This window comes from Dactylosporangium sp. NPDC000244 (genome assembly GCF_040300725.1).
In the GTDB taxonomy this organism is placed as follows: domain Bacteria; phylum Actinomycetota; class Actinomycetes; order Mycobacteriales; family Micromonosporaceae; genus Dactylosporangium.
This window is the reverse complement of sequence record NZ_JBEPEH010000005.1, coordinates 1-21,899: the sequence shown is the minus strand read 5'-3', so window position 1 is coordinate 21,899 and position 21,899 is coordinate 1. Positions and strand designations below refer to the sequence as shown.

The 21,899-nt window shown below is 74.0% G+C and carries 17 protein-coding genes; 4 read left to right on the top strand and 13 right to left on the bottom strand.

The genetic code is table 11. The features are described from left to right. Positions 1 to 969: an ABC transporter permease gene (locus ABT369_RS08560; protein WP_350611083.1), complete on the bottom strand. Its 969-nt coding sequence runs from the start codon at positions 967 to 969 to the stop codon at positions 1 to 3. 26 nt (positions 970 to 995) lie between these two features. After that, positions 996 to 2,594, bottom strand: coding sequence for an ABC transporter substrate-binding protein (locus tag ABT369_RS08555; protein ID WP_350611082.1), 1,599 nt, complete (start codon positions 2,592 to 2,594; stop codon positions 996 to 998). Positions 2,595 to 2,824: 230 nt separating this feature from the next. Here ABT369_RS08555 and ABT369_RS08550 point away from each other — a divergent pair, with 230 nt between their 5' ends. Next, on the top strand, positions 2,825 to 4,462 hold the full coding sequence (locus ABT369_RS08550; RefSeq protein WP_350611081.1) for a DUF885 domain-containing protein: 1,638 nt from the start codon (positions 2,825 to 2,827) through the stop codon (positions 4,460 to 4,462). Here the strand turns inward: ABT369_RS08550 and ABT369_RS08545 are convergent. From ABT369_RS08545 to ABT369_RS08495, 11 genes are all read right to left on the bottom strand, one after another. Then, complete coding sequence (locus tag ABT369_RS08545) at positions 4,442 to 5,692, bottom strand: amidase (RefSeq protein WP_350611080.1); 1,251 nt, start codon at positions 5,690 to 5,692, stop codon at positions 4,442 to 4,444. The two genes, ABT369_RS08550 and ABT369_RS08545, sit on opposite strands and share 21 nt — an antisense overlap. Beyond that, entirely contained in the window at positions 5,689 to 6,891 is a 1,203-nt protein-coding gene (locus tag ABT369_RS08540; RefSeq protein WP_350611079.1) for a CaiB/BaiF CoA transferase family protein, read from the bottom strand. The genes ABT369_RS08545 and ABT369_RS08540 overlap by 4 nt, the downstream gene beginning before the upstream one ends. Continuing rightward, positions 6,875 to 8,104: a methylaspartate ammonia-lyase gene (locus tag ABT369_RS08535; protein ID WP_350611078.1), complete on the bottom strand. Its 1,230-nt coding sequence runs from the start codon at positions 8,102 to 8,104 to the stop codon at positions 6,875 to 6,877. The genes ABT369_RS08540 and ABT369_RS08535 overlap by 17 nt, the downstream gene beginning before the upstream one ends. Further along, entirely contained in the window at positions 8,104 to 10,044 is a 1,941-nt protein-coding gene (locus ABT369_RS08530; RefSeq protein ID WP_350611077.1) for a S9 family peptidase, read from the bottom strand. Before ABT369_RS08530 ends, ABT369_RS08535 begins: the two co-directional genes overlap by 1 nt. Positions 10,045 to 10,238: 194 nt before the next feature. Then, positions 10,239 to 11,885: a PucR family transcriptional regulator gene (locus tag ABT369_RS08525; RefSeq protein WP_350611076.1), complete on the bottom strand. Its 1,647-nt coding sequence runs from the start codon at positions 11,883 to 11,885 to the stop codon at positions 10,239 to 10,241. A gap of 82 nt (positions 11,886 to 11,967) precedes the next feature. After that, positions 11,968 to 13,083, bottom strand: a complete 1,116-nt coding sequence (menC, locus tag ABT369_RS08520) for an o-succinylbenzoate synthase (RefSeq protein WP_350611075.1) — start codon at positions 13,081 to 13,083, stop codon at positions 11,968 to 11,970. A 10-nt stretch (positions 13,084 to 13,093) separates the two neighbouring features. Beyond that, complete coding sequence (locus ABT369_RS08515) at positions 13,094 to 14,608, bottom strand: serine hydrolase domain-containing protein (RefSeq protein WP_350611074.1); 1,515 nt, start codon at positions 14,606 to 14,608, stop codon at positions 13,094 to 13,096. Then, a complete protein-coding gene (locus tag ABT369_RS08510) occupies positions 14,592 to 15,791 on the bottom strand; it encodes a diaminopropionate ammonia-lyase (protein WP_350611073.1) in 1,200 nt (399 codons plus the stop codon). The genes ABT369_RS08515 and ABT369_RS08510 overlap by 17 nt, the downstream gene beginning before the upstream one ends. A 1-nt stretch (position 15,792) precedes the next feature. After that, positions 15,793 to 16,611: an HpcH/HpaI aldolase/citrate lyase family protein gene (locus ABT369_RS08505; RefSeq protein WP_350611072.1), complete on the bottom strand. Its 819-nt coding sequence runs from the start codon at positions 16,609 to 16,611 to the stop codon at positions 15,793 to 15,795. Then, a complete protein-coding gene (locus ABT369_RS08500; RefSeq protein ID WP_350611071.1) occupies positions 16,608 to 17,588 on the bottom strand; it encodes a MaoC family dehydratase in 981 nt (326 codons plus the stop codon). Before ABT369_RS08500 ends, ABT369_RS08505 begins: the two co-directional genes overlap by 4 nt. Then, positions 17,585 to 19,027, bottom strand: coding sequence for a leucyl aminopeptidase family protein (locus tag ABT369_RS08495; protein ID WP_350611070.1), 1,443 nt, complete (start codon positions 19,025 to 19,027; stop codon positions 17,585 to 17,587). Before ABT369_RS08495 ends, ABT369_RS08500 begins: the two co-directional genes overlap by 4 nt. Before the next feature lie 190 nt (positions 19,028 to 19,217). Between ABT369_RS08495 and ABT369_RS08490 the strand changes: the two genes are divergently transcribed. The 3 genes from ABT369_RS08490 to ABT369_RS08480 form a co-directional block, all read left to right on the top strand. Then, complete coding sequence (locus ABT369_RS08490) at positions 19,218 to 20,345, top strand: M20/M25/M40 family metallo-hydrolase (RefSeq protein WP_350611069.1); 1,128 nt, start codon at positions 19,218 to 19,220, stop codon at positions 20,343 to 20,345. Beyond that, a complete protein-coding gene (locus ABT369_RS08485; protein ID WP_350611068.1) occupies positions 20,342 to 21,124 on the top strand; it encodes a GNAT family N-acetyltransferase in 783 nt (260 codons plus the stop codon). Before ABT369_RS08490 ends, ABT369_RS08485 begins: the two co-directional genes overlap by 4 nt. After that, positions 21,121 to 21,899: M20/M25/M40 family metallo-hydrolase (locus ABT369_RS08480; RefSeq protein WP_350611067.1), on the top strand; the 779-nt coding region annotated here is incomplete at its 3' end. The genes ABT369_RS08485 and ABT369_RS08480, both read left to right, overlap by 4 nt.

Here is a 21,899-nt window from a genome sequence, read left to right as displayed (position 1 = left end):
TCAGCTCTCCTTGATCGTCGAGCGCGGGTCGATGACGGCGATCACGATGTCGACCGCGAGGTTGATCAGCAGGATGCCGGCGCCGAAGAAGAGCGCGACCGCCTGGACGACCGGGTAGTCCTTGGCGAGCACCGAGTGCACGAGCTCGGCGCCGACGCCGGGCCAGGCGAAGACGTTCTCCACGAGTACCGTGCCGGCCACCATCGACGCGAGGATCATGCCGGAGACGGTCAGCGTCGGGGTCAGCGTGTTCGGCAGCGCGTGGCGCAGGTAGATCAGCCGGGCCGGGAGGCGCTTCGCGCGCGCCGCCCGGATGTAGTCCTCGCCGAGCACCCGCTGGGTCTCGGCCCGCACGATCCGTGCCAGGTAGGCGACCGGCCCCACGACCAGGGCGGTCACCGGCAGCACGAAGGACTCGGGACCGGACAGGCCCGCGACCGGCAGCGCCTTGAGGGAGACGGCGAAGACGAACACGAGTCCGACCGCCACCAGGTAGTCCGGCACGGAGAGCGCGAGCCCGGTCACGCCGCCGAAGCCGAAATGCAGGCCGCGGCCCCGGCCGTCCCGGGTGGCGATACCGAGGAGCAGGCCCACCGGTATCGCCACCACGAGGCAGACCACGAACGCGGTCAGGCCGAGCTGAAGGGTCGCGGGCACCAACTGCGCCATCTTCTCCAGCACCGGCGTCTGGGTGTCCAGGGAAGTGCCGAGGTCGAGGTGGAGGAGGTTCCAGAGATAGTCCAGGTACTGCCGCCACAGCGGCTCGTTGAGCCCGAGACGCTCCCGGGTGGCCGCGACGGTCTCCGGGGGCGCCATCAGGCCCAGGGCTGCGCGGACCGGGTCGCCCGGCAGCGCGTGGACCATGGCGAACGACGCGGTGACGACGACCGCCAGCGAGACGACGAACCTCCCCAGCCTGCGGATCAGGAAGACCAGCCACGGGTGCCTGGTGCGCAACGACGACCTCACAGAACCTCCCATCCTCCCCGCCGGGCCTAGCGCAGAACCCGCAGCGAGGTGGGCTCCAGCACGCGGGCGACGACGTCGAACTTGGCCCCGTTGCCCCAGTAGAGGTACGGCGTGACGGCGATCGGCGTGATGTCCGCGTTCTTGATCAGGGCGCCCTCGCCCGCGTTCCAGTCGGCGCAGCCGCCGGTGCCGGACTTCGCCTGCGCAACCTTGATCGAGCTGTCGTAGACGTCGTTGTGCATCGAGCCGTAGTTGACGCCGCCCTGCGCCGGGGTCGCGCCGGAGAAGAACGGCACGAGCGTGGCCGGGTTCGACACGCCGAGGCTGATGAGGGTCGCGGTCCACGGGCCCTTACCGCCGAAGACGACCTCGGACCGGGCATTGAACGACTGGCCCTTGAGGTCCACCTTGACGCCCAGCGCCGTCCACTTCTGGCCGATGTACTCGGCCGTCGCGGCGGTCGTGGTGTCCTCGTTGTCGTAGACGAACGCGACCTCGAGCGGCTTGCCGTCCTTGGCCCGGGTGCCTCCGCCGGCGGCCGTCCAGCCGGCCTGGTCGAGCAGCGCGGCCGCGGCGGCCGCGTCGTACGCCGGCTTGTTCGCGGTGACGGTGTCACCGCTGCAGATCTTCGGGTCGGTCAGCAGGCCGTTGGCCTGCTGACCGAGGCCGCCGGTGGAGACCTGGGCCAGTTCCTTCATGTCGAGGGCGCCGACGAGCGCGCGCCGGACGTTGACGTCGGCGGTCGGCAGGCCGGCGGCCTGGTTGAAGGTGAGCTCGTCGTCGATGATGCTGGCGCCGTCCGAGAACACTTTTGCGGCCTTGAGCCGCTGGGTGTCGGCACCGGACAGGTACGAGATGTTGACGCCCTTGCTCAGCAGGAGGTTGGCCGTCGTGGTCGCGCTCGTCACGAGCTTGAAGGTCACCTTCGCAGGCAGACCCTTCTCGGCGGTCGAGGCGCCGTTCGGCCCCCACGTGTACCCGTCGCGGCGGGTGTACGTGTACTGGTTGCCGGCCTGCACGCCGGAGAGGACGAACGGACCGGAGCCGGCGGAGGCGGCCTTCAGGGAATCGCGGTTCTTGATGGCGCTCGAGCAGACCAACGGCAGCTCGGCCAGGTTCTGGAAGAAGAAGGGTGCGCCCGCGGTGAGCTTGACCGCGACGGTGCCGGCGGCCGTGTCGGCCGTTGCCGTGGCGTCGGCGGGGACGGCGGCGCCGCGCATGGGCGAGCCGTTGGCCTTGGTGGCCACGTAGTTGATGTTGTCGGCCACCGTCTGCGCGTCCATCGGCGAGCCGTCCGAGCAGGTGACGCCCTCGCGGACGGTCAGCGTGTAGGAGGTACCGTCGCCGGTCCACGACTTGACGACGCTGGGCGCCACCTCGCCGGAGTCCAGCAGCTTGACGGGCGTGTCGTAGGCGAAGTTGGCCATCATCTTGTTGATGCCGTTGACCGAGCGCTGCGGGTCGAGCGCACCGGGGTCGCTGTCGATCGCGATGGTGAGCGAGCCGCCGTCGGCATAATCGTCGCCGGAGGAGCTGCCGGTGCTGCCGCCGTTGGAGCAGGCAGCCAGCGCGACCGTGGAACACAGTACGGAAACCGAGACGCGAAACGGGCGATTGCGGACCATTGGCGTGTGACTTCCTCTGCGGCCGGCGGGACGAGCCAGCTCGGCGCCGGGTGATGTAACCCACGATTGAAGCCACGGCGCGGCGGTGATTCTTGTCCAGGCCCACAAAGGTGCCCGCGCTCGATCGTGGCCAGACCCAAGCCCCACGGTCGCCCCTCACTTTAACGTCGTTCGTCAGACCGTACGCGACCAGGTGAAACATTGGTCAATTGACGGAGGGGTCCGGGTTGGTGGACATCGAAAGCCTCGGCAAGCGGTACCAGGAGCTGCGCTACCGCACGGCGCCCACCTGGGCGCACCTGATCGGCGAGTACTCGGTGGCAGGGCACTTCGAGGACGTCAGCGCGACGGCCGAAGCGGCCCAGCTCGGCGAGCTGCGCGAGGTGGCACGGGCCGCCGCCGCGCTGGCCCGTACGCCGGACGGCACGCCCGCGTCGCTGGACGGCGCGGTCCTCGCCTGGCACGCCGCGACCAGCGCCGACGTGCTCGAACACCGGTTCGCCGAGCTCGACGTCGACCCGCTCTTCGGGCCGGTGGCTCAGTTCCCGGGCCGGGTCGCCAAGCTGGCGCTTCCGTCCGCCGAGGTGGCCGGCGCCCTGCCGGAGAAGTACCACGGCTTCGCGCGCAATCTCCGCGACCGGCTGGAGCGTCTCGCCGACGGGCGCGCGGCCGGCCGCTCCCCGGTCGCCTTCGCGGTGGCGGACACCGTGGAGGGGGCGCGCAAGTGGCTGCGCACCCCGCTCGACGACGACCCGCTGCTGGCCGTCGACCGCTCCGCACGCACGGACCGCCTGCGCGCGGCGGTCGGCGAGGTGGTGCGCCCCGCGCTGGCCGACTATGCCGACGCGCTGGCGCGGGAGGTCGCGCCGTCCGCGCGGCCCGACGAGCGGTGCGGGCTGTGCTGGCTCGACGACGGCGAGGCGGTGTACGCCACACTGGTCCGCTCGCACACCACCACCGACCTGCACCCCGACCGCATCCACGAGCTCGGGCTCGCGCAGGTTGCGGCCCTGGACGAGGAGTACGCCGCCCTCGGCCGGAAGGTCTTCGGCACCTCGGACGTGCCCGCCGTCATGGCCCGGATGCGCGACGACCCGGCCCTGCACTTCGACGACGCCGCCGGCCTCGTGCGCGCCGCGGAGGTCGCCGTGGCCAGGGCGAGCGACCGTGCCCGGGACTGGTTCGGGCGGCTGCCGCGTGCCGCGTGCGCGGTCGAGGCGGCGACGAGCGGATCGCTCGGCCAGTACATGGTCGCGCCGAAGGACGGCTCTCGGGGCGGGACGTTCGTCGTCAACGTCTCCGATCCGCGGGCCTGGGCCCGGTACGAGGTCGAGGCCCTCGCCTTCCACGAGGGCGTGCCCGGGCACCACCTGCAGATGGGCCTCGCCGCCGAGCTCACCGAGCTGCCGGAGTTCCGCCGTACCACCACGGTCACCGGCTTCCTCGAGGGCTGGGGGCTGTACGCCGAACGGCTCGCCGACGAGATGGGCCTCTACAGCGGCCCGCTGGACCGGCTGGGCATGCTGTCGTTCGACTCGCTGCGGGCCTGCCGCCTGGTCATCGACACCGGCCTGCACGCCAAGGGCTGGAGCCGGCAGCGGGCCAAGCGTTTCCTGGCCGAGCACTCGCCGCTGAGCCCGGGGCACGTGGACGCGGAGGTCGACCGGTACATCGTCACGCCGGGCCAGGCCCTGGCCTACCTGGTCGGCCGGCTCGAGATCGTGCGGATCCGGCGGGAGGCGGCGCAGCGGCAGGGTGCCGGCTTCGACCTGGTCCGCTTCCACGACGTGGTGCTCGGCGCCGGGCAATTGCCACTGCCCTTGCTGGAGGCGCACGTCGCCGCGGCGCTACCAGGCGTCGTCGGGTAGCGCGCAGGGCGGGCGGCGGCGGTGCCAGTCGCTGACCGCCTGCACGGCTTCGCCGACGACGAGCAGGGCCCGGTCGGCACCGCGCCGGCCGACCAGCTGTGCGCCGACCGGCAGCCCGGCCGGCGAGGGCGACACCGGCAGGCCGAGGACGGGCAGGCCGGTGAGCGACCAGCAGCCGGTGAGCTGGTTGATCCGACGGCTGACGAGGGTGAGGTCGCCGTCCCCGGCGACGGGCGCGACGAAGGGCGTGGCCGGCACGGCGATGACGTCGGCCTCGGCGAGCACCTCGCCGACCCGGGCCCGCCAGGCGAAGGCCACCGCGAGGGCGTTCTCGATCTCCTCGGTGGTGACCCGGCGGCCCGCGTCGATCCGCCCCTTGATCCCGGCGGAGACGCGGGCGTCGTGCCAGTACGGCCAGAGGTGGCGGATCGCCTCGGAGTTCTGCAGCGCGGCCATCGCCTGGTGCACCCGATCGACGTCGCGCAGGGCCACCCGCCGGACCTTCGCGCCGTGCGCGCCCAGCAGGTCGAGCAGGTCGCGGAAGCCGTCGGCGACCGCGGGCTGCAGGTCGTCGAGGAAGTACTGCTCGGGCACGGCCACGGTCAGGCTGGACAGCTCACACGGCGGAAGCGGCCGCGACCCCGTGCCGGCCATGACCTCCAGGGCGACGCGGGCCTCGGCCGCGCTGCGCGCGAGCGGCCCGACGACGTCCATGCTGGGGCTCAGCGGCGTGACGCCCAGCGTCGGCACCAGCCCGTGGCTCGGGCGCAGCGTGGTCACCCCGCAGAACGCGGCCGGATTGCGCAGCGAGCCGCCGGTGTCCGTGCCGATCGCGAGCCGGACCAGGCCCGCGGCGACTGCGACGGCCGACCCGCCGCTCGAGCCGCCGGGGATCCGGTCCGGGTCCCACGGGTTGCGGCAGGCGCCCCACGTGTCGTTCTGTGTGGTCGCGCCGAAGCTGATCTCCTCGAGGTTCGCCTTGGCGACGATCCGCGCGCCGGCGGCCCGCAGCCGGCGCACCGCCTCCGCGTCGGTCACCGCCGCGGGCGGATGCGGGCCGCGGAGCCCGTCGGTGCGCACCGTCCCGGCGACGTCCATGTTGTCCTTGACCGCGACGGTCCAGCCCGCCATCGGGCCGTTCTGCTCGGCCGCGATGCCGTCCTCGACCAGCTGAGTGAAGGCGTTCAGCCGGGCGGCGAGCGCCCCCACTGCGGCGGGAGCACCGCTCACCGTTCACCGCCGAAGGCGCCGCCCTGGGCAAGGTCGGCCATTTCCTCGGCGCTCATGCCGAGCTCGTCCCGGAGGATCTGGTCGCGGTGCTCGCCGAGCCCCGGCGCGCGGTCCGGCGCCGGGTTCTCCCACCAGGCGCGTCCTGCCGTGCGCACGTGCCGCACCGTACCGAAGCCGGGGTGCTCGGTGTCGACGACCAGGCCACGCTCCGCGGCCTGCGGCTCCTCGAAGGCCTCGCGCAGCCCGTTGACCGGGCCGCACGGCACGCCCGCCGCCGACAGCAGGCCGACCCAGTGGTCGGTGCCGTGCCGGGACAGGGCTGAGTCCAGCACCGCGTCCAGCTCGGCCTGGTGCGCCTGGCGGCCGGCGAGCGTCGCGAACCGGGGATCGGCGGCGACCTCACGGATGCCCAGCACCTCGGTCAGGCGCGCGAAGAACACCGGCTTGACGCAGGCGAGCATCAACCAGCCGTCCGCGGTCGGGTAGGCGCCGAACGGCACCACCGAGGGGTGCGCCGAGCGGGCCTTGCGGCGGGTCTCGTGCCCCCGGGTGAGGAACCAGGTCGCCGGGTAGGAGAGCATCGCCATCGCCGTGTCGAAGAGGCTGACGTCGCACTCTCCGCCGACGCCGTCGCGCCGGGCGACGTGGACCCCGGCCAGCAGCGACATCGCCGCGACGACTCCGCCGCAGTAGTCGACCAGCGAAAGGCCGCTCTTGGTCGGCGGTCCGGCCGGGTCGCCGGTCAGGTCCATCCACGCGGCGCGACCCTGGACGACATAGTCGTACGCCGGCTCCGCCCGCCGTGGCCCGGTCATCCCGTAACCGGACAGCGAGCAGACCACCAGCCGCGGATTGAGGTGGCTCAGGTCGGCGTACCGGAGGCCGAGCTTCTCCGGCACGTCCCCGCGCAGGTTGTACATGAGCGCGTCGGCGCCCTCCAGGAGGCGGTGCAGCACGGCCATCCCGGCCGGAACCGAGAGGTCGAGGCAGATGCTGCGCTTGTTGCGGTTGAAGCTCTGGAAGAAGAGGCTGTCGTCGTCCTCGGTGAACGGCGGGACGTGCCGCCCGATGTCGCCGCCCGTGCGCGCGTCCTCGATCTTGATCACGTCGGCGCCGAGCTCGGCGAGGTGCAGCGATCCGAACGGGCCGGCGCCGTACTGCTCGACGGCGATGATCCTGATGTCACTGAGTCCGGTCACGGCTGCTCCTGTGCTCGATGACCGCCTGGGTGCGTGCCATCTCGTTCCTGGTCACCATCACTGCCTCGTCGACACCCATGCCGGGCCGGGCCAGCAGCACGTCCGCCCCCGCGCCCATCGCGACGTGGGTGGCGACGCGGGCCGACAGGTCGGTCTCGGTGCACGACCCCCCGACGTACGCCGCGACGCCCGCGGCCCGGCAGGCGAGGACGGACCGCACTGCGTCGTCGAGGCTGCCGACGTCGGGCAACTTGATCTGGATCATGTCGGCCGCCCCGGCGTCGAGGAAGGCCAGCACGTCCTCGTGGGTGTTGCACCACTCGTCGGCGACGATCTGGACGCCGGTTTCGTGTTTGCGCAGGCGCAGGAGGACGTCGATCTGGGCCTCCCGCGACGCCGCGCGCACCGGCTGCTCGACGCGCAGCGGGAACGGCGCGCACTGCTCGGCCAGCCGGGCGAGGAAGCCGGCCACGTCGGCCGTGGAAGGGAAGACGTCGCCGAGCGTGCCGTAGCAGTCGATGTGGATCACCGGCTGGTAGTCGTCGTCCGCGCGCCGCGCCAGCACCCGGTCGCGTACCCAGCCGGCATAGTCCAGCAGCAGGTGACCGCCGGGACCGACGAGCAGATCGGCGTTGTTGATCAGCCCGTGCGGCAGGCTCTCGACCCGGCGCAGCACCATCCGGTCGACCGCGCCCCGCCGGTCCTCGCCGGACTGGGCGAGCAGCGGGACCGGACCGATCGGATCGGCACCGCCGTACTCGGCGGCGACCACCTCGGCCATCGTGCGCCGGGTGGCGTGCGCGGCCGCGTCGAGCAGGGCCTGGCTGACCCCGTACGCGACCGCACGCGGCAGCCCGAGCGGCGCGATCAGGGCGGAGGTCGCCCGGAACGAGTCCACGGTCGCGTCGAGCAGAACGTCGCGCAGCACCGGCAGCCAGCGGTCGCGGGCCGCCTCCGCCAGCAGGACGGGCTCGCGCCCGGAGCCGCCGGCGTACTGCACCGACACCCCGGCCCCGGCGGCCACGCGGTCGTCGTCGAGGAAGAGCAGAACCTGCAGCGACTCGCTGGGCTGGCGGATCGCGCGGTAGCCCGGCGTGAGCGGCGGGCCGTCGTAGAAGTAGCCGTCGCGTACCGCCCCGGCCTTGATCGCCGCCTGGTCGTCGTTGCTGTAGGTGCCGATGCCGGGCACCGCCAGGATCCCTGAGACGCGCATCAGCCGGCGTACCTCGTCACCCAGTCCACGACCCGGGCGTTGTAGTCGCGCCGGAACCGGGGCGGGCTGTTGAACAGCATGTTGTGCGACGCACCCGGGTAGATCACGATCTCGGTCTCCACGCCGAGCTCGCGCAGGGCCGTGTGCCACTGCCTGGCCTGGTCGAGCGGGCAGCGGACGTCCGCACCGCCGTGCAGCAGCAGCGTGGGGGTGCGCACATCGGTCACGTGGGTGATCGGCGACATCGCCGCGTAGTTCTCGGCGTCGGCCCAGAACGCGCCGCCCCACTCGCTGGTCGACAGGGCACGCCGGTTGTCGGTCGTGCCGGCGGCGCTGCGCAGATCGCTGATGACGCCCCCGCCGACGGCCGCGGCGAACCGGTCGCTGCGGCTCGTGAGGTAGCAGGTCATGTAGCCGCCGTAGCTGTAGCCGGTCACCGCGATGCGGTCGTTGTCGACGAGCCCGTCGGCGACGAGCTCGTCGAGGGGCTCGAGGAAGTCCGCGGCGTCCGAGGTACCCCACCGGCCACTCACGGCGCGGGCGAACTCCTCGCCGTAGCCGTCGCTCCCCCGCGGGTTGAGCAGCAGCACGGTCCAGCCGCGCGCGACGAGCTCGTGGTGGTAGAGGTGCACGGCCTCGGCGGCGCCGTTCCAGGCGTTGTGCGGGCCGCCGTGGATGTCCAGCAGCAGCGGCTGCGGGCCGGTGGCGTCCGGGTCGCGCATGAGCCATCCGGTGACGGCCGTCCCGTCGGAGATGGTGAACGTGCGCTCGGCGCGCGGGGCGAGACGGCGGTCGCCGAGCCCCTCGCGATGGTTGGTCAGCCGGGTCGGCCTGCCGGTCGTGAGGTCCAGGACGTAGATCTCGCCGAGCGTGTCCGGCCCGCTGCCGAGGAACGCGACCAGCGTGCCGGCCACGCTCAGGCTCGAGACGTTCCGGTCGGGCTCCGCGAGCAGCGCGGTGGGGGTGCCGCCGGCCTCCGGCATGGTGTACGGCACGACGTAGCCGCCCTCGCGCACGCAGAACACGACCGTCCCGAGCTGCGCCACCACGCGCGGCGTCGAGCCGGGATAACCGGGCGCGCCGTACATGACCTGCCGGTCCATCCGCTCGGTGAGGTTGCGGGCCGTGCCGTCCGACGGGTCGACGAGGAGCAGGCCGGTGAAGCGCGCGGGACTCTCGGGGTGGCCGCAGACCAGCAGCCGGGTGCCGTCGGCGGTCCAGGCGAGCGGCCCGGCGCTGCCGGATTCGGGGCCTGCCGGGCGCGGGACCCGTCCGGGGTCGCCGAGGTCGATGACGTACGCGGCGGACCGCCGGGTGAGGTCGGCGTCCGCGGCCATGGCGGCGGAGAAGGCGATCCGGGCGCCGTCCCCCGACCAGGCCGCCCCGGATGCGCTCCACGCGCCGGTGGTGATCTGCTCGCATGCGCCCGTGTCGGCGTTGACGACGTGGATGTGCTGCCGCGGGGCGCTCAGCACGCCGGCGCCGTCGGCGTAGTAGTCGAGGCGACGGCTCACGACCGGGGCGCCCCACGCCCACGCGCCGTCGGACTCCGTGGGGTCGGCCGGCGCGGTGAACAGCAGCCGCGATCCGTCCGGGCTGAACGCCGGGGCGCCCGCTCCGCCGGGCCGGCGGGTGAGCTGCCGCGCCTCGGACGTCCCGACGTCGAGCAGCCAGATCTGGGGCCGGCCGTCGGTGGTGCGCAGGAAGGCGAGCAGCCGGCCGTCCGGCGACCAGGCGGGGGCGGAGTCGTCCACGCCGTCGGTCAGGCGGCGCGGGTTCCCGCCGCCGGTGGGCACCAGCCACAGGGTCTGCTCGACGCGGTCCGCGTCGAGGTCGTCGGTCTGCACGACGTAGGCGACCGCGCTGCCGTCCGGGCTGATCGCCGGTTGCCTGGGTACGTCGATCCGCCGGATGTCCTCGACAGTCAGATAGCGGTTCACACCGGTCCTCTCGTCGGTTGCCTCGATGCCGGACGCCGCTGATCGTGGGGCTCGCGGCGGTGCCGGACACCGCTGATCGTGGGGCCTGCCGCGGTGCCGGACACCGCTGATCGTCACAAGTTCGGGGGCGGCGGCGCTGGTGCCGCGGCACGAAATCGCGGGCACCGGGTAGCGCCGCGCGACGAGGCTGCCGGTCAGGAGCGCATGAAGAGCCGGAACTGCAGCATCAGCGACAGCCGCTCGTCGCGGTCGTCCAGGTTCATCCCGGAGACCTCCGCGACCCGCTTCAGGCGGTAGCGGAACGTGTTGGGGTGGACGTGCAGCGACGCCGACGCGGCGATGTTGTCGCCGAAGTGGTCCAGCCACGCGCGCAGTGTCGGCACCAGGTACCCGTGGCGCTCGTCCTGCTCGACGAGGCGGGCGAGCGGACCGCTGAGGCCCATTCCCCGCGCCGACACCAGGTCGGCCATCTCCATCATGAGCAGCTCGTACGCGTGCTCGATCGTCGAGCAGACGCGGTCGCCCTGCTGCGCGCCGCGGGCCAGCCGCAGCGCGCGGTCGGCCTCCTCCCGGGCCCGCGGGAGGGCGTAGGCGTCGGGCGCGACGGCGCTGACCCCGACCACCGCGGCGGAACGCCGCCCGACCCGGGCGAGGAAGTCCTTCGCCATCCGCTGGCCGCGGTCCGAGTTCGGGTCGGCGGCCGGGGGCAGCGGAACGATCCCGTACACGATGTCGCCGACCAGTGCGGCGGAGGCGCCCGGCTGGCTGGTGCCGAGGTGCATGTCGAACGCGTCGCCGATGCGCAGCAACTCGGCCGCGCGGTCGCCGCGCAGGCGTGCGGGCTCGTCCTCGCCGTCCGGCAGCGCGACCGCGAGCACCAGCATCGGGCGGCGGGGCAGGCCCAGCCGGGCCGCGACCTCCTCCGCCTCCGGGCCGCCGGCCAGGACCTGCGCGGTGAGGTCCGAACGCATCCGGCGCTCCACGTTGGCGTTCGCGCGGTGGCTCAGCAGGTGCACGGCGATCGTGCCCTGCAGCTCGCGGAAGGCCTGCATCCGCTCGTCCGAGAGCGGAGCGGGGACCGCCGCCCACACCGAGCCCAGGATCTCGTCGCCGGCCCGGATGCCCAGCACGACGCGGGGCATCGTGAAGCCGCCGTACCCGCTCACGGGCGGATCGACGAAGAGCGGCTCCTGGGTGCGGTACAGCTGGCGGAAGATGCCGCGCTCGGTGAGATCCTGCGTGGCCCAGGGCGTGACCTGCCGGTTGAGGATCGCGCCGATGCGCGACGGGTCCGCCTCCTCCTGCCGGATCGAGAAGGCGAGCACCCGGGAGTCCCGGTCCTCGACCGTGACCGGCGCGTCGAGGATCTCGGCGATGGCGTTCGCCAGCGCGAACAGGTCGCCGGTCGGGACGCCGCCGAGCGGTGCCGCGAGCGCGGGGCCGGACGCGCCGCTCACCAGCGGCGCGAGGGTCGCGGCGAGCTGGATCCAGGAGTTCTCGTTGCCGAGCGCGAGCACCGGCGCGCCGGTCCGCGGGCCGGCCAGCGAGGCGACGGCGCTCTCGTGGACGATGAGCGCGCCGCCCTGGCGGGCCACCCGCTCGCGGAGCGCGGTGAGCTGCTCACCGGCCTGGACGCCGACGGCGAGCACCAGGGGGCGCCGCGACCAGGCGACCTGGTCGGCCGGGTCGAAGATCACCAGGCCGTCGACGATCCGGTCGAGGTCCTGGCCGTCGAACGCCGGGCGGAGCAGGGTGTGGCCCGCGTCCTCCAGGATGCGGGCCAGCGTGGTCGACGGTCCGTCCACCGCGACGGACGCTTCCGGCTGTTCCGGGCGGCCCACGGCCATGATTCTAACCACGGTTGATCACCCGTTCTTGTGCCACGACACTACCGGCCGGCCCAATCTGGTGCGGCGGCACCACCTACAGGGGTAGCCACTCGGTGTGAACCGTTGCCGCGGCGAGGGCTTCGGGGTCGGGGGTGACGCCCAGGCCCGGGCCCTGCGGGACCGGCATGTAGCCGTCGCTGAGTTCGAGGGGCGCGGTGATGTCCCGGTGGTAGAAGCGCGACGAGGCGGAGACGTCGCCCGGCAGCCGCATGCCGGGCAGGGCGGCCAGGGCGGCGTTCGCGGCGCGGCCCAGGCCGGTCTCGACCATGCCGCCGCACCAGACGGGGACGTCGTGGGCCTGGCAGACGTCGTGCACGCGCCGGGCCTCGAGGTAGCCGCCCACCCGGCCGGCCTTGATGTTGACGATGCGGCACGCGCCCAGTCTGATCGCGTCGGCCGCGGCCCGGGCGGAGGTGATCGACTCGTCCAGGCAGATGGGGGTTCGCAGGTGGCGGGCCAGCTCGGCGTGGCCCAGCACGTTGTCCTCGGCCATCGGCTGCTCGATGAGCAGCAGGTCGAAATCGTCCAGTTTCCGCAGCTGGTCGACGTCGGCGAGCGTGTACGCGGCGTTCGCGTCGACCTGCAGCGCGATGTCGCCGAACGCGTCCCGGATCGCGCGCACCGCCGCGACGTCCCAGCCTGGCTCGATCTTGAGTTTGATCCGCCGGTACCCGTCGGCCAGGTAGGCGCCGACCGCGCTGACCAGCTCGTCGAGGGTGTCCATGATGCCGACCGAGACGCCTGCCGGCACCGACGTGTGGACGGCGCCGAGCGCGCGGCTCAACGGCATCCCCAGGCTCCGCAGCTCGGCGTCCCAGACCGCCATCTCGAGCGCCGCCTTGCTCATCCGGTGCCCGCGGAAGCGGTCCAGCGCGGCGCCGACGAGGTTGACGTCGACGGCGGGCAGGTCGCGCAGCGCCGGCACGAGGAAGTCGCGCAGGGTGATCATCGCGGCGTCGACGTACTCCGAGGCGTACAGCGGATGCTGCGCGGCGACGCACTCGCCCCAGCCCTCGGCGCCGGCGGTGACGGCGCGGAGGATCAGCACGTCCTTGGTCGTCTGGGTGCCGAAGGAGGTGCGGAACGGCGACACCAGGGGCAGCCGGAGCCGCCGCATCTCGATGCCTTCCAGCGCGGATGCCTTACCCATCGGGGTCACCTCAGTCCTCGGTCCGGGTCAGGGGGATGTTGGCGTAGGCCGGTCCGGTGTCGCCGGCCGTCAGCACCTCGCCGGTCGCGGACAGGTAGCGGCCCGGGGCGACGGCGGTGAGCTGCAGGGTGATCGGGTCGTCGAGGGAGCCCCGGCGGGGCAGGTCGATCACGGCGCGGTCCCCGTCCTGCCGCAGGCGGTACGGCGCCATCGGCACCTCGCCGACCCGGGACTCGTAGTCACCGGCCAGACCGGGTTCGAGCCTCGACGGGCCGAGCTCGGGCACGACGGTCCGGTACCGGACATCGCCGGTGGCGGCGTCGAGCAGGTAGCGGACGTGTCCGGCCGCGTCGCGCAGGAAGACGGACCGGGGCTCGACGCCGTGAAGCTCACCGTCGCGGGCGACGATGTCCCGCATGTCGCCAAGGCGCCCGACGTACCGGCCGGCGGCGTCCTGCGGGTGCGGCGAGGCTGCCGCCGGGGGCGGGGCGGCCTGCGAGCCGTGGCCGTCCGCGAGCCGCCGGACGATGTCGGCCGCCAGCTCGTTCTGCAGGTCGTGGTCCACGGAGTTGGTGAGCACCGCGCCGCCGATGCCGAGGTCCGGCAGCCAGAACACCTGGCAGAGGAAGCCGAAGCCGGACCCGCCGTGGTGCAGCACCCGGACCCCGGGCGCCCAGCGGTCGACGTAGAGCCCCAGCCCGTACCCCTGGATCTGCTCCTCGGTCAGCCTCGGGAACTCCAGGTGCTGGCGGGCCAGCTCGGGCCGCAGGACGCCGTCGCCCTCGCGCAACTGGAATCGCAGGTAGCGCAGGACATCCGCCACGCTGGTGTAGAGACCGCCCGACGGCACCATCGGCACCCGCCGGGGCACATCGCGGCCCGCGCGGGCGAACGTGCGGGAGTGCCCGAGCGCCCTGTCCTCGTCGCCGTCGAAGGTGCCGAAGTCGAACGTCGACCGGGTCAGACCGAGCGGCTCGAACAGCCGCCCGCGCATGAACTCGGCGAACGTCTCCCCGGCGGCGGTGGCGACCACCTGGCCGGCGAGGTCGATCCCGAGGTTGGAGTACTCGTGGTGGTGGCCGACGGGGAACCGCAGCCAGGTCTCGGGGATGCTGGCGAGGTGCTCCTCGAACGTGGCGTCGCCGACCTCGTAGTTGGACCCGACCGGCGCCTCGTGGGTGAAGCCGGCGGTGTGGGTCAGCAGGTGGCGCAGGGTGATCCGGCGTTCTGGCCGCTCCTCGAAGTCGCTGTGCACGGTGAAGTCCGGCAGGTGGCGCAGGATCGGCTCGTCGAGGTCGACCAGGCCCTCCTGCACGGCCAGCAGCACGCCGGTCGCGGTGACCAGCTTCGACGTCGACTGGACGCTGAACATGGTGCGCACGCCGATGCCGCTGCCGAATCCCTCGGCCCACAGGTCGCCGTCGGCATCGCACAACCCGACGGCGACGCCCGGAATCCCACGCGACCTCGCCTCGCGGGGAACGGCTTCGCTGAGGTACGCGATGAGCTCATCGACCTGCGACATGACCAGCCCCTTCCTTGGTGCGACCCCGCGCCGTCGAGGACAGGACCGCCTCGTATGCGGCCGGATCGGTGACCCCCTCGGTGTCGAAGAGGACGAGCGTGGAACTGGGCCGCAGCAGCGAGCCCGCCCGCGAGTCGAGCCGCAGCCGCCGCAGACCGGCCAGGCCGGCCGCGCCGCTCTCGCTGGTCGCGACGCCGATCTCGGCGAGGTCGCGGACGGCCACGGCGACCTCGAGGTCGGAGAGCCGGGTGGCGGCGCGGACGCCCCGCTGCAGGGCCGGCCATGCCACCAGCGAGACCTCGCCGCAGTTGAGCCCCGCCATCGTCGACTCGTGCGGCCCCGGCACCGTCACCCGTTCCCGGGCCGCCAGGGACTGCCACAGGCAGTCGGCCGCCGCCGGCTCGGCTGTGACGACGCTGCACGACCCGCTCGCGAGGCTGCGGACCGCGGCCGAGGCGAACGCGCCCACGCCCACCGGGACGAGCGCCAGGTCGATCGACGCGTCCGGGCCGAGCGCCGCGGCGAGCTGCCGCCGGGTCTCGGCGAAGATCGTCGAGTAGCCGGCGACCACGGCCTCGGGGATCCGGGTGTACCCGGGCCAGGACGTGTCCGAGACGAGCAGCTCGCGCCGGCCGTCGGGCCGGTCCCGCTCCGCGCTCTGGGCCGATCGGCGAACGGCGTCGTCGTACGACCCGGCCACCACCTCGACCTCGGCGCCCTCGCCGCGGATCGCGTCGACGCGCGCCTCGGCCATGTCCGCGGGCACGAAGATCCGGCTGTTCAGGCCCAGCCGGCGCGCCAGGTACGCGACGGCGCGGCCGTGGTTGCCGTCCGTGGCGGTCGACAGGACGATCGAGGCGCGCAGGGCGCCGGCCGCCTCGGCGAGCGCGTCGAACGCCGGGAAGGGCGCGCGGCCGACGTGGTCGGCGATCGCCACGCCGACGGCCCAGCTCGCGCCGATGACCTTGAACGACGGCAGGCCGAGGCGCTCGGCCTCGTGCTTGACGAACACGTGCCCGACGCCGACCTGCTCGGCGATCGCCGGCGCCGCCACCAGCGCGGACTCGGCGAATCCCGGGATCGATCGGTGAAAGTGCTCGATCATGTCCGGAGGGCGTTCCGCCCAGCCGTCGAGGGCCGACCACGCCGGGTTCCACAGGACGTCACTCTCGAAGTGCGCCATCTCAGTCCCCAGTTCCCCTTTTCTCATCGATGGCCGAGCCGGCCAACATCCGGCGCGCGCGCTCGACGACGGGGGCGTCGACCATGACGCCCCCGACGGCGACCGCACCCTGCCCGGCCGCCGCGATCACTTCGCGCGCCCAGGACACCTCCTGCGGCGACGGCGCGAAGGCGGCCCGGATCGCGCCGGCCTGGACCGGGTGGACCGCGAGCTTGCCCGCGTAGCCCTCGCGGCGCGCCCGCCCGGCGTCTGCGAACGTTGCGTCGTAGTCCCGCAGCGCCATGCTCACCCCGTCCACCGGCGCGGGCCGCCCGGCCGCGCGCGACGCCAGCGCCAGCCGGCCGCGGACCTGCCGGACGACGTCGGACTCCTGCTCGCAGCCGAGATCGAGGGCGAGGTCGACAGTGCCCAGCATGAGCCGCTCCACCCCTTCGACGGCGAGCATCCCGGCGACTCGCTCGACGCCGGCCGCGGACTCGACGAGGGCCGCCACCGGCACCTGGAGCAGGTCGCACACGCCTTGCAGGTCCGCTGCCGACTCGGCCTTGGGCACAACCACGCCCCGCAGGCCCGCGCGGCCCACCAGCGCGCGCAGGTCGTCCGCATGCCACGGTGACCCTGCCGGGTTCACCCGGACCCAGGCCGATCCGCCGGCGGCGAGCCAGCCCGCGACGTGGTCCCGGGCCGCCGGCTTGGCGTTCGGCGCCACGGCGTCCTCCAGATCGCAGATGACCTGGTCGGCGGCGCTCGCGGCCTTCGCGAAACGCTCCGGGCGGTCGCCCGGGACGAAAAGCCAGGCCGGGCCCGGCGCGATACTCATGCGATCAGCGCCGCGAAGGTCCAGTCGAGGACGGCTCCGCGGCCGGCCACCGACGCCTGGGTGTTGAGCACGGCGATCGCGGTGCCGTCCCGGTAGGGCGTGACGCCCCGCACCGTGACGCGGCTGCGCACCGTGTCGCCTTCGAAGACGGGCGCGACGTGGTCGCAGGCGAACCACTCGGTCACGGTCACCAGGCCCGGGACCATCCGGCAGGTCTGGCCGAGCGCGAGCCCGATCGTGTGGCCGCCGTAGACGAGCCGACGGCCGCCGGCGGCCTCCGCATCATGGTGCACCGCCGCGACGTTGACGGTGAGCCGCGCCAGCTCCGGCGCGCTCGAGACGACGTCGCCGGCCGCCAGCTCGAAGGTGTCGCCGGCCGCGAGCGGACCGCCGGACGCGGGCGCCAGCGGCTCGAGCGACCACGGCTCGAGCCAGTCGGGGGCCGCTGCCACGTCCGGCACGGACGGTGCGATGAAGAGGCCGTGCACGTCGGGGCCCGCCTCCGGGGCCGGGCCGGTCCCGTCGCGGCAGGGCAGCAGGGCGCACCGGTCGAACGCGAGGATGACGCGTCCGGTCTGGTCGCGGGTCACGATGCTCAGCACCGCCTTGCCGCGCTCGGGCCGGTCGGGCCGGGACCGGACCCGGCGCAGCGCGACGACCTCGGTCGAGGTGGCGAGGGTGTCGCCGAGGTACGGCGTCGCCCGCGGCCGCAGCCCCCGGTAGAAGAGGTTCGCCACCACCTGGCGGGTCACGACGCTCGACTGGCCGACGGCCACGTCCCAGACCACGCCGGGATGCGCGAGGCCGGCGCGCCCGGTGACCCGCTCGGCGAGCGTCTCGTCGAGGCAGAGCCGGAGCCGGTCGCCGAGGATCGCCCGGTGCTGGGCCTGGAGCCCGGCATCCAGCGTGACGGCCGGCGCGGTGAAGGTGTCACCGACGGCGAGGTCGTCGAACCAGGGACCGTCCACGATGCTCATGCTTCCTCCTGCGGTTCCGGCGTACCGGCGGTCAGGTACCGGGTCAGCAGGCGCACCCCGCGGCCGTTGGCGCCCGCGGCCCACCGGGCGTCGGCGGCCGGGCGCATCACCGTGAGCCCGAGGTCGAGGTGCGCCCACGGCACGCCGGACGCGAACGGCTCGAGGTACAGCGCCGCGGTGATGGCGCCGTACGGCTGGGGCGCGTCCGGGTCGAAGTTGCGCGTATCCGCCACGTCGGAGGCGAGGGTGGCCCGGTAAGGCTCCCACATCGGCATCGCCCACCCGGGCTCCCCGGCCGCGGCGCCGGCCGCCAGCACCCGCGCCAGCAGGGCGTCATCGGTGCCGAAGCCGGCCCACATGTCGGGGCCGAGGCCGGTGACCGAGGTCAGCGTCGCCAGGTCGACGATCGCGGCCGGGCCGGCCTCCGCGGCGTACGCCATGGCGTCCGCGACCACGAGCCGTCCCTCGCAGTCGGCGTTGGTCACCTCGACGGTCCGGCCACCGCGATGACGCAGGACGTCCCCGATCCGGACCGCGTCCGGGCCCGGCATGTTCTCGGCGCACGGCAGGTAGGCCCGCACCGGCGCGTCGCAGCCCAGGCGGGCCAGCGCAACGAGGGCGCCGAGAACGGCGGCGGCGCCGGCCATGTCCGCTTTCATGGTGAGCATGCCCCGGTTGGACTTGAGCGACAGGCCGCCCGCGTCGAAGGTGATGCCCTTGCCGACGAGCGCCGTGTGCGGGCCGTCGCCTCCGCGCCGCAGCTCGATCAGGCACGGCGGATGCACGCTCCCGCGGCCCACGCCGGCGATGCCGCCGAATCGCTCGCGCGCAAGCGTCGCGGCGTCGTGTACGCGTACCTCGAACCCGAGCGCCTCGCCGAGCTCCTGGCACACGGTCGCCAGCCGCGCCGGGACGAGCTGGCCGGGCGGCGTGTTGATCAGGTCCCGGGCGAGGTTGGCGGCCGCGCCGAGCGCAATCCCCTCCCGCACGGCCCGCTCCGGTCCCCCGTGCCGATGCGGGCCGGGGTCGAGCCGGGCGAGCAGGTCGGCGACGGTCCAGTCGGGGCGGTACCGATACGTACCGAGGGTCCAGCCCTCCGCCGCGGCGACCGCGCAGCGCGGGTCGGCGTCCCAGCACCCGATCGCGTCGAGCACCCCCGGCGCGGATCCGCAGCGCCGGGCCGCCGCCATCGCGGCCGCCCGCACGTGGTCGAACGCCAGACCCGGCCGGGGATCGCCGACGCTCACGCACACGAGGTCGGGGCCATCGAGGACGGGGACCCGGGCGACGTCGCCGGGCTCGGCCGGGCCGAGGCGAGCCCCGATCGCGCGCACGTCGACATCGACGCCGGCCTCCACGAGGAAGCCGGTGACCGGGGCCGGCACCGCCCCACCGGTCCCGACCGGCACGACGACCACGTCCGTCACCCGCTCCGTCACCTGGTCCTCCTGAACACGCGGGCCGCCCGCCGCGACCCGTGCCGTTGAGCAGGCTAAACCGGCGCAGACGGCCGCCGTCGGTGTCGGACACCCAACCTCGGGGCCGCCTTTCATGTCGGGCCACAAGAGTCGCCACCGCGCCGGATGAAACCTTGTCGGCGCCGTCCAACGCGCCGGAGGAAAACACCCCATGAACGCACCGTCCGCCGGCTCCCGCTCCCGGGTCGCCGACGTCGTCGCGGCGTCGGCCCGGATGATCCGCTGCGAGTCACCGTCCACCGACCTCGCCGCGGTCGCCCGCAGCGCCGAGCGCGTCGCGCGGGTCGGCGAGGAGATCCTGGGCCGCCCCGCCGAGCCGATCGTCACCGCCGGCCGCACCCACCTGCGCTGGCGGTGGGGAACGGAACCACCCCGCGTGCTCGTGCTGGGCCACCACGACACCGTCTGGCCCCTGGGCACGATCGACACGATCCCCTTCACGGCCGGCGACCGCATCCGCGGGCCGGGGTGCCTGGACATGAAGGTGGGCCTCGCCCTGGCCTTCCACGCCATCGCCGCGCTCGACGACCCGTCCGGGGTCACGTTGCTGGTCACCGGCGACGAGGAGCTCGGCTCTCCGACCTCCCGCGAGCTGATCGAGGACGAGGCCAGGGGCTGCGCCGCGGTCCTGGTGCTGGAGTCCGGCGACGACTCCGGCGCCCTGAAGACCGAGCGCAAGGGCCGCGCCCACTACGAGCTGACCTTCTCCGGGCGCGCGGCCCACGCCGGCCTGGAACCGCACCTGGGCGCGAACGCGCTGGTCGGGCTGGGCGCCGCCGTCGGCGCCGTCGCCGCGCTGGCCGACGACGCGGCGGGGACCAGCGTGACGCCGACGATGGCTCGCGCCGGTACGGCCGTCAACACCGTGCCGGACCGGGCCACGCTGACGATCGACGTCCGCGCCCGGACCGCCGAGGAGCTGCGGCGGGTCGACACCGCGATCCGCGGCCTGACGCCGGCGAACGGTGACGTCACCGTCGAGGTGGCGGGTGGCATCGACCGCCCACCGCTCGAGGCCACGATGACGGCCGGGCTGTTCGAGCGGGCCCGCGCCGTGGCGGATCGGCTGGGCATCGGCCCGCTCACCGGTGTCGCGGTCGGCGGCGGATCGGACGGCAACCTCACGGCCGCCGCCGGGGTGCCGACCCTGGACGGCCTGGGCGCGGTGGGCGGCGGGGCGCACGCCCGCCACGAGTGGGTCGACGTGGCCCGGCTCGGCGACCGCCTCGCCCTGCTGACCGCGCTGCTCGACGACGTGCTCGCCGAGGCCCCGCGATGACGCCGGAGCACGGGGTGTCGGTCCGCGAGGCGGCCGGGCTCGCCGACTTCGAGGCGATCGCCGCCCTCTTCAACCGGGTCTGGGACGACGCGCCCGGCTCCAGCCAGATCACCGTCGCGTTGCTGCGCGCCTTCAGCATGACCGGCAACTACGTCGCCGTCGCGTTCGTCGGGGAGCACCTGGCCGGCGCCGCGGTCGGGTTCCTCGCGCCGCACAACGGATCCCTGCACAGCCACATCACCGGGGTCGAGGCGAAGTACCGCGCCCAGCAGGTCGGCTACCTGCTCAAGCGCCACCAGCGCGACTGGGCACTGCGCCACGACATCGGCTCGATCACCTGGACGTTCGACCCCCTGGTCCGCCGCAACGCGTACTTCAACCTGGTCAAACTCGGCGCCCGGGCGACGGCTTACCTGCCCGACTTCTACGGCCCGATGCACGACGGGCTCAACCGCGGCGAGGCCAGCGACCGGCTGTTCGTCGAGTGGGACCTGCTCTCCCCCGCCGCCGTCGAGCCGCCCGGGGGCGACCATCCGCCGCTGATCACGGTTCGCGGCGACGCGCTGGCGGCGGCGCCGTGGACCGGCGGGCCCGCCTTCGTCCCGGTTCCCGAGGACATCGAGCGGGTCCGGGTCGAGAACCCGGGCCTCGCACGGGCCTGGCGTGCCCACGTGCGCGACGTGCTGGCCGGGGCCCTGGCCCGCGGCGCCGAGATCGCCGCCTTCGACCGGCGGCACGGCTACCTGATCACCTACCCACCCAAGGCAGGAGAACGATGACAGACCACCCGGACGTCGTGACGATCTGCTCCGATCTCATCGCGATCGACACCAGCAACTACGGCAGGGCGGGCAGCAAGGGCGAGCTGGCCGCGGCCGAGTACGTCGCCGGCCTCCTGCGCGGGGCGGGGTACGACCCCGAGATCATCGAGTCCGAGCCGACCCGGGCCAACGTCGTCCTGCGGGTCCCAGGCGCCGACCGGTCGCTGCCCGGCCTGCTCGTCCACGGGCATCTCGACGTCGTCCCCGCCGAGCCGGAGCGGTGGACGGTGGCGCCGTTCGAGGGCCGGGTGGTGGACGGATACGTGTGGGGCCGCGGCGCGACCGACATGAAGGACACCGTCGCGATGATGCTCGCCACCCTGCTGCGGTGGGCGGCCGGCGCGACCGTCCCACGACGCGACGTGGTCTTCGCCTTCGTCGCGGACGAGGAGGAGGACGGTGCCCTCGGCGCCGAGTGGCTGGTACGCAACCGGCCCGAGCTCTTCGCCGGGGTCACCACCGCCGTCGGCGAGTCGGGCGGGCGGGCCGTGCCGGTGCGGGCGCCCGACGGGACGGTACGGCGGTTCTACCCCATCGCCGTCGCCGAGCGTGGCTCCCTCCACATGCGCGTCCGCGCGACCGGCACGGAGGGCCACGGGTCACGCCCCAACCCGGACAACCCCGTCGCCCACCTGGTCACCGGCCTGGCCCGGATCGCGGCGGGCCGGGGGGCCCAGACCCAGGCGCCCCCCGGGCGCCCGCGGCGAGGCCCCCCCCGGCGGGGCCGCGGGCG

Excerpts from the sequence above, each read along its gene's own strand:
- ABT369_RS08490 (WP_350611069.1), top strand. The coding sequence starts at position 19,218 with ATGAACGCACCGTCCGCCGGCTCCCGCTCCCGGGTCGCCGACGTCGTC.
- ABT369_RS08515 (WP_350611074.1), bottom strand. The coding sequence starts at position 14,608 with ATGTCGCAGGTCGATGAGCTCATCGCGTACCTCAGCGAAGCCGTTCCC.
- ABT369_RS08510 (WP_350611073.1), bottom strand. The coding sequence starts at position 15,791 with ATGGCGCACTTCGAGAGTGACGTCCTGTGGAACCCGGCGTGGTCGGCC.
- ABT369_RS08500 (WP_350611071.1), bottom strand. The coding sequence starts at position 17,588 with ATGAGCATCGTGGACGGTCCCTGGTTCGACGACCTCGCCGTCGGTGAC.
- ABT369_RS08535 (WP_350611078.1), bottom strand. The coding sequence starts at position 8,104 with ATGCGCGTCTCAGGGATCCTGGCGGTGCCCGGCATCGGCACCTACAGC.
- ABT369_RS08555 (WP_350611082.1), bottom strand. The coding sequence starts at position 2,594 with ATGGTCCGCAATCGCCCGTTTCGCGTCTCGGTTTCCGTACTGTGTTCC.
- ABT369_RS08485 (WP_350611068.1), top strand. The coding sequence starts at position 20,342 with ATGACGCCGGAGCACGGGGTGTCGGTCCGCGAGGCGGCCGGGCTCGCC.
- ABT369_RS08505 (WP_350611072.1), bottom strand. The coding sequence starts at position 16,611 with ATGAGTATCGCGCCGGGCCCGGCCTGGCTTTTCGTCCCGGGCGACCGC.
- menC (WP_350611075.1), bottom strand. The coding sequence starts at position 13,083 with ATGGGTAAGGCATCCGCGCTGGAAGGCATCGAGATGCGGCGGCTCCGG.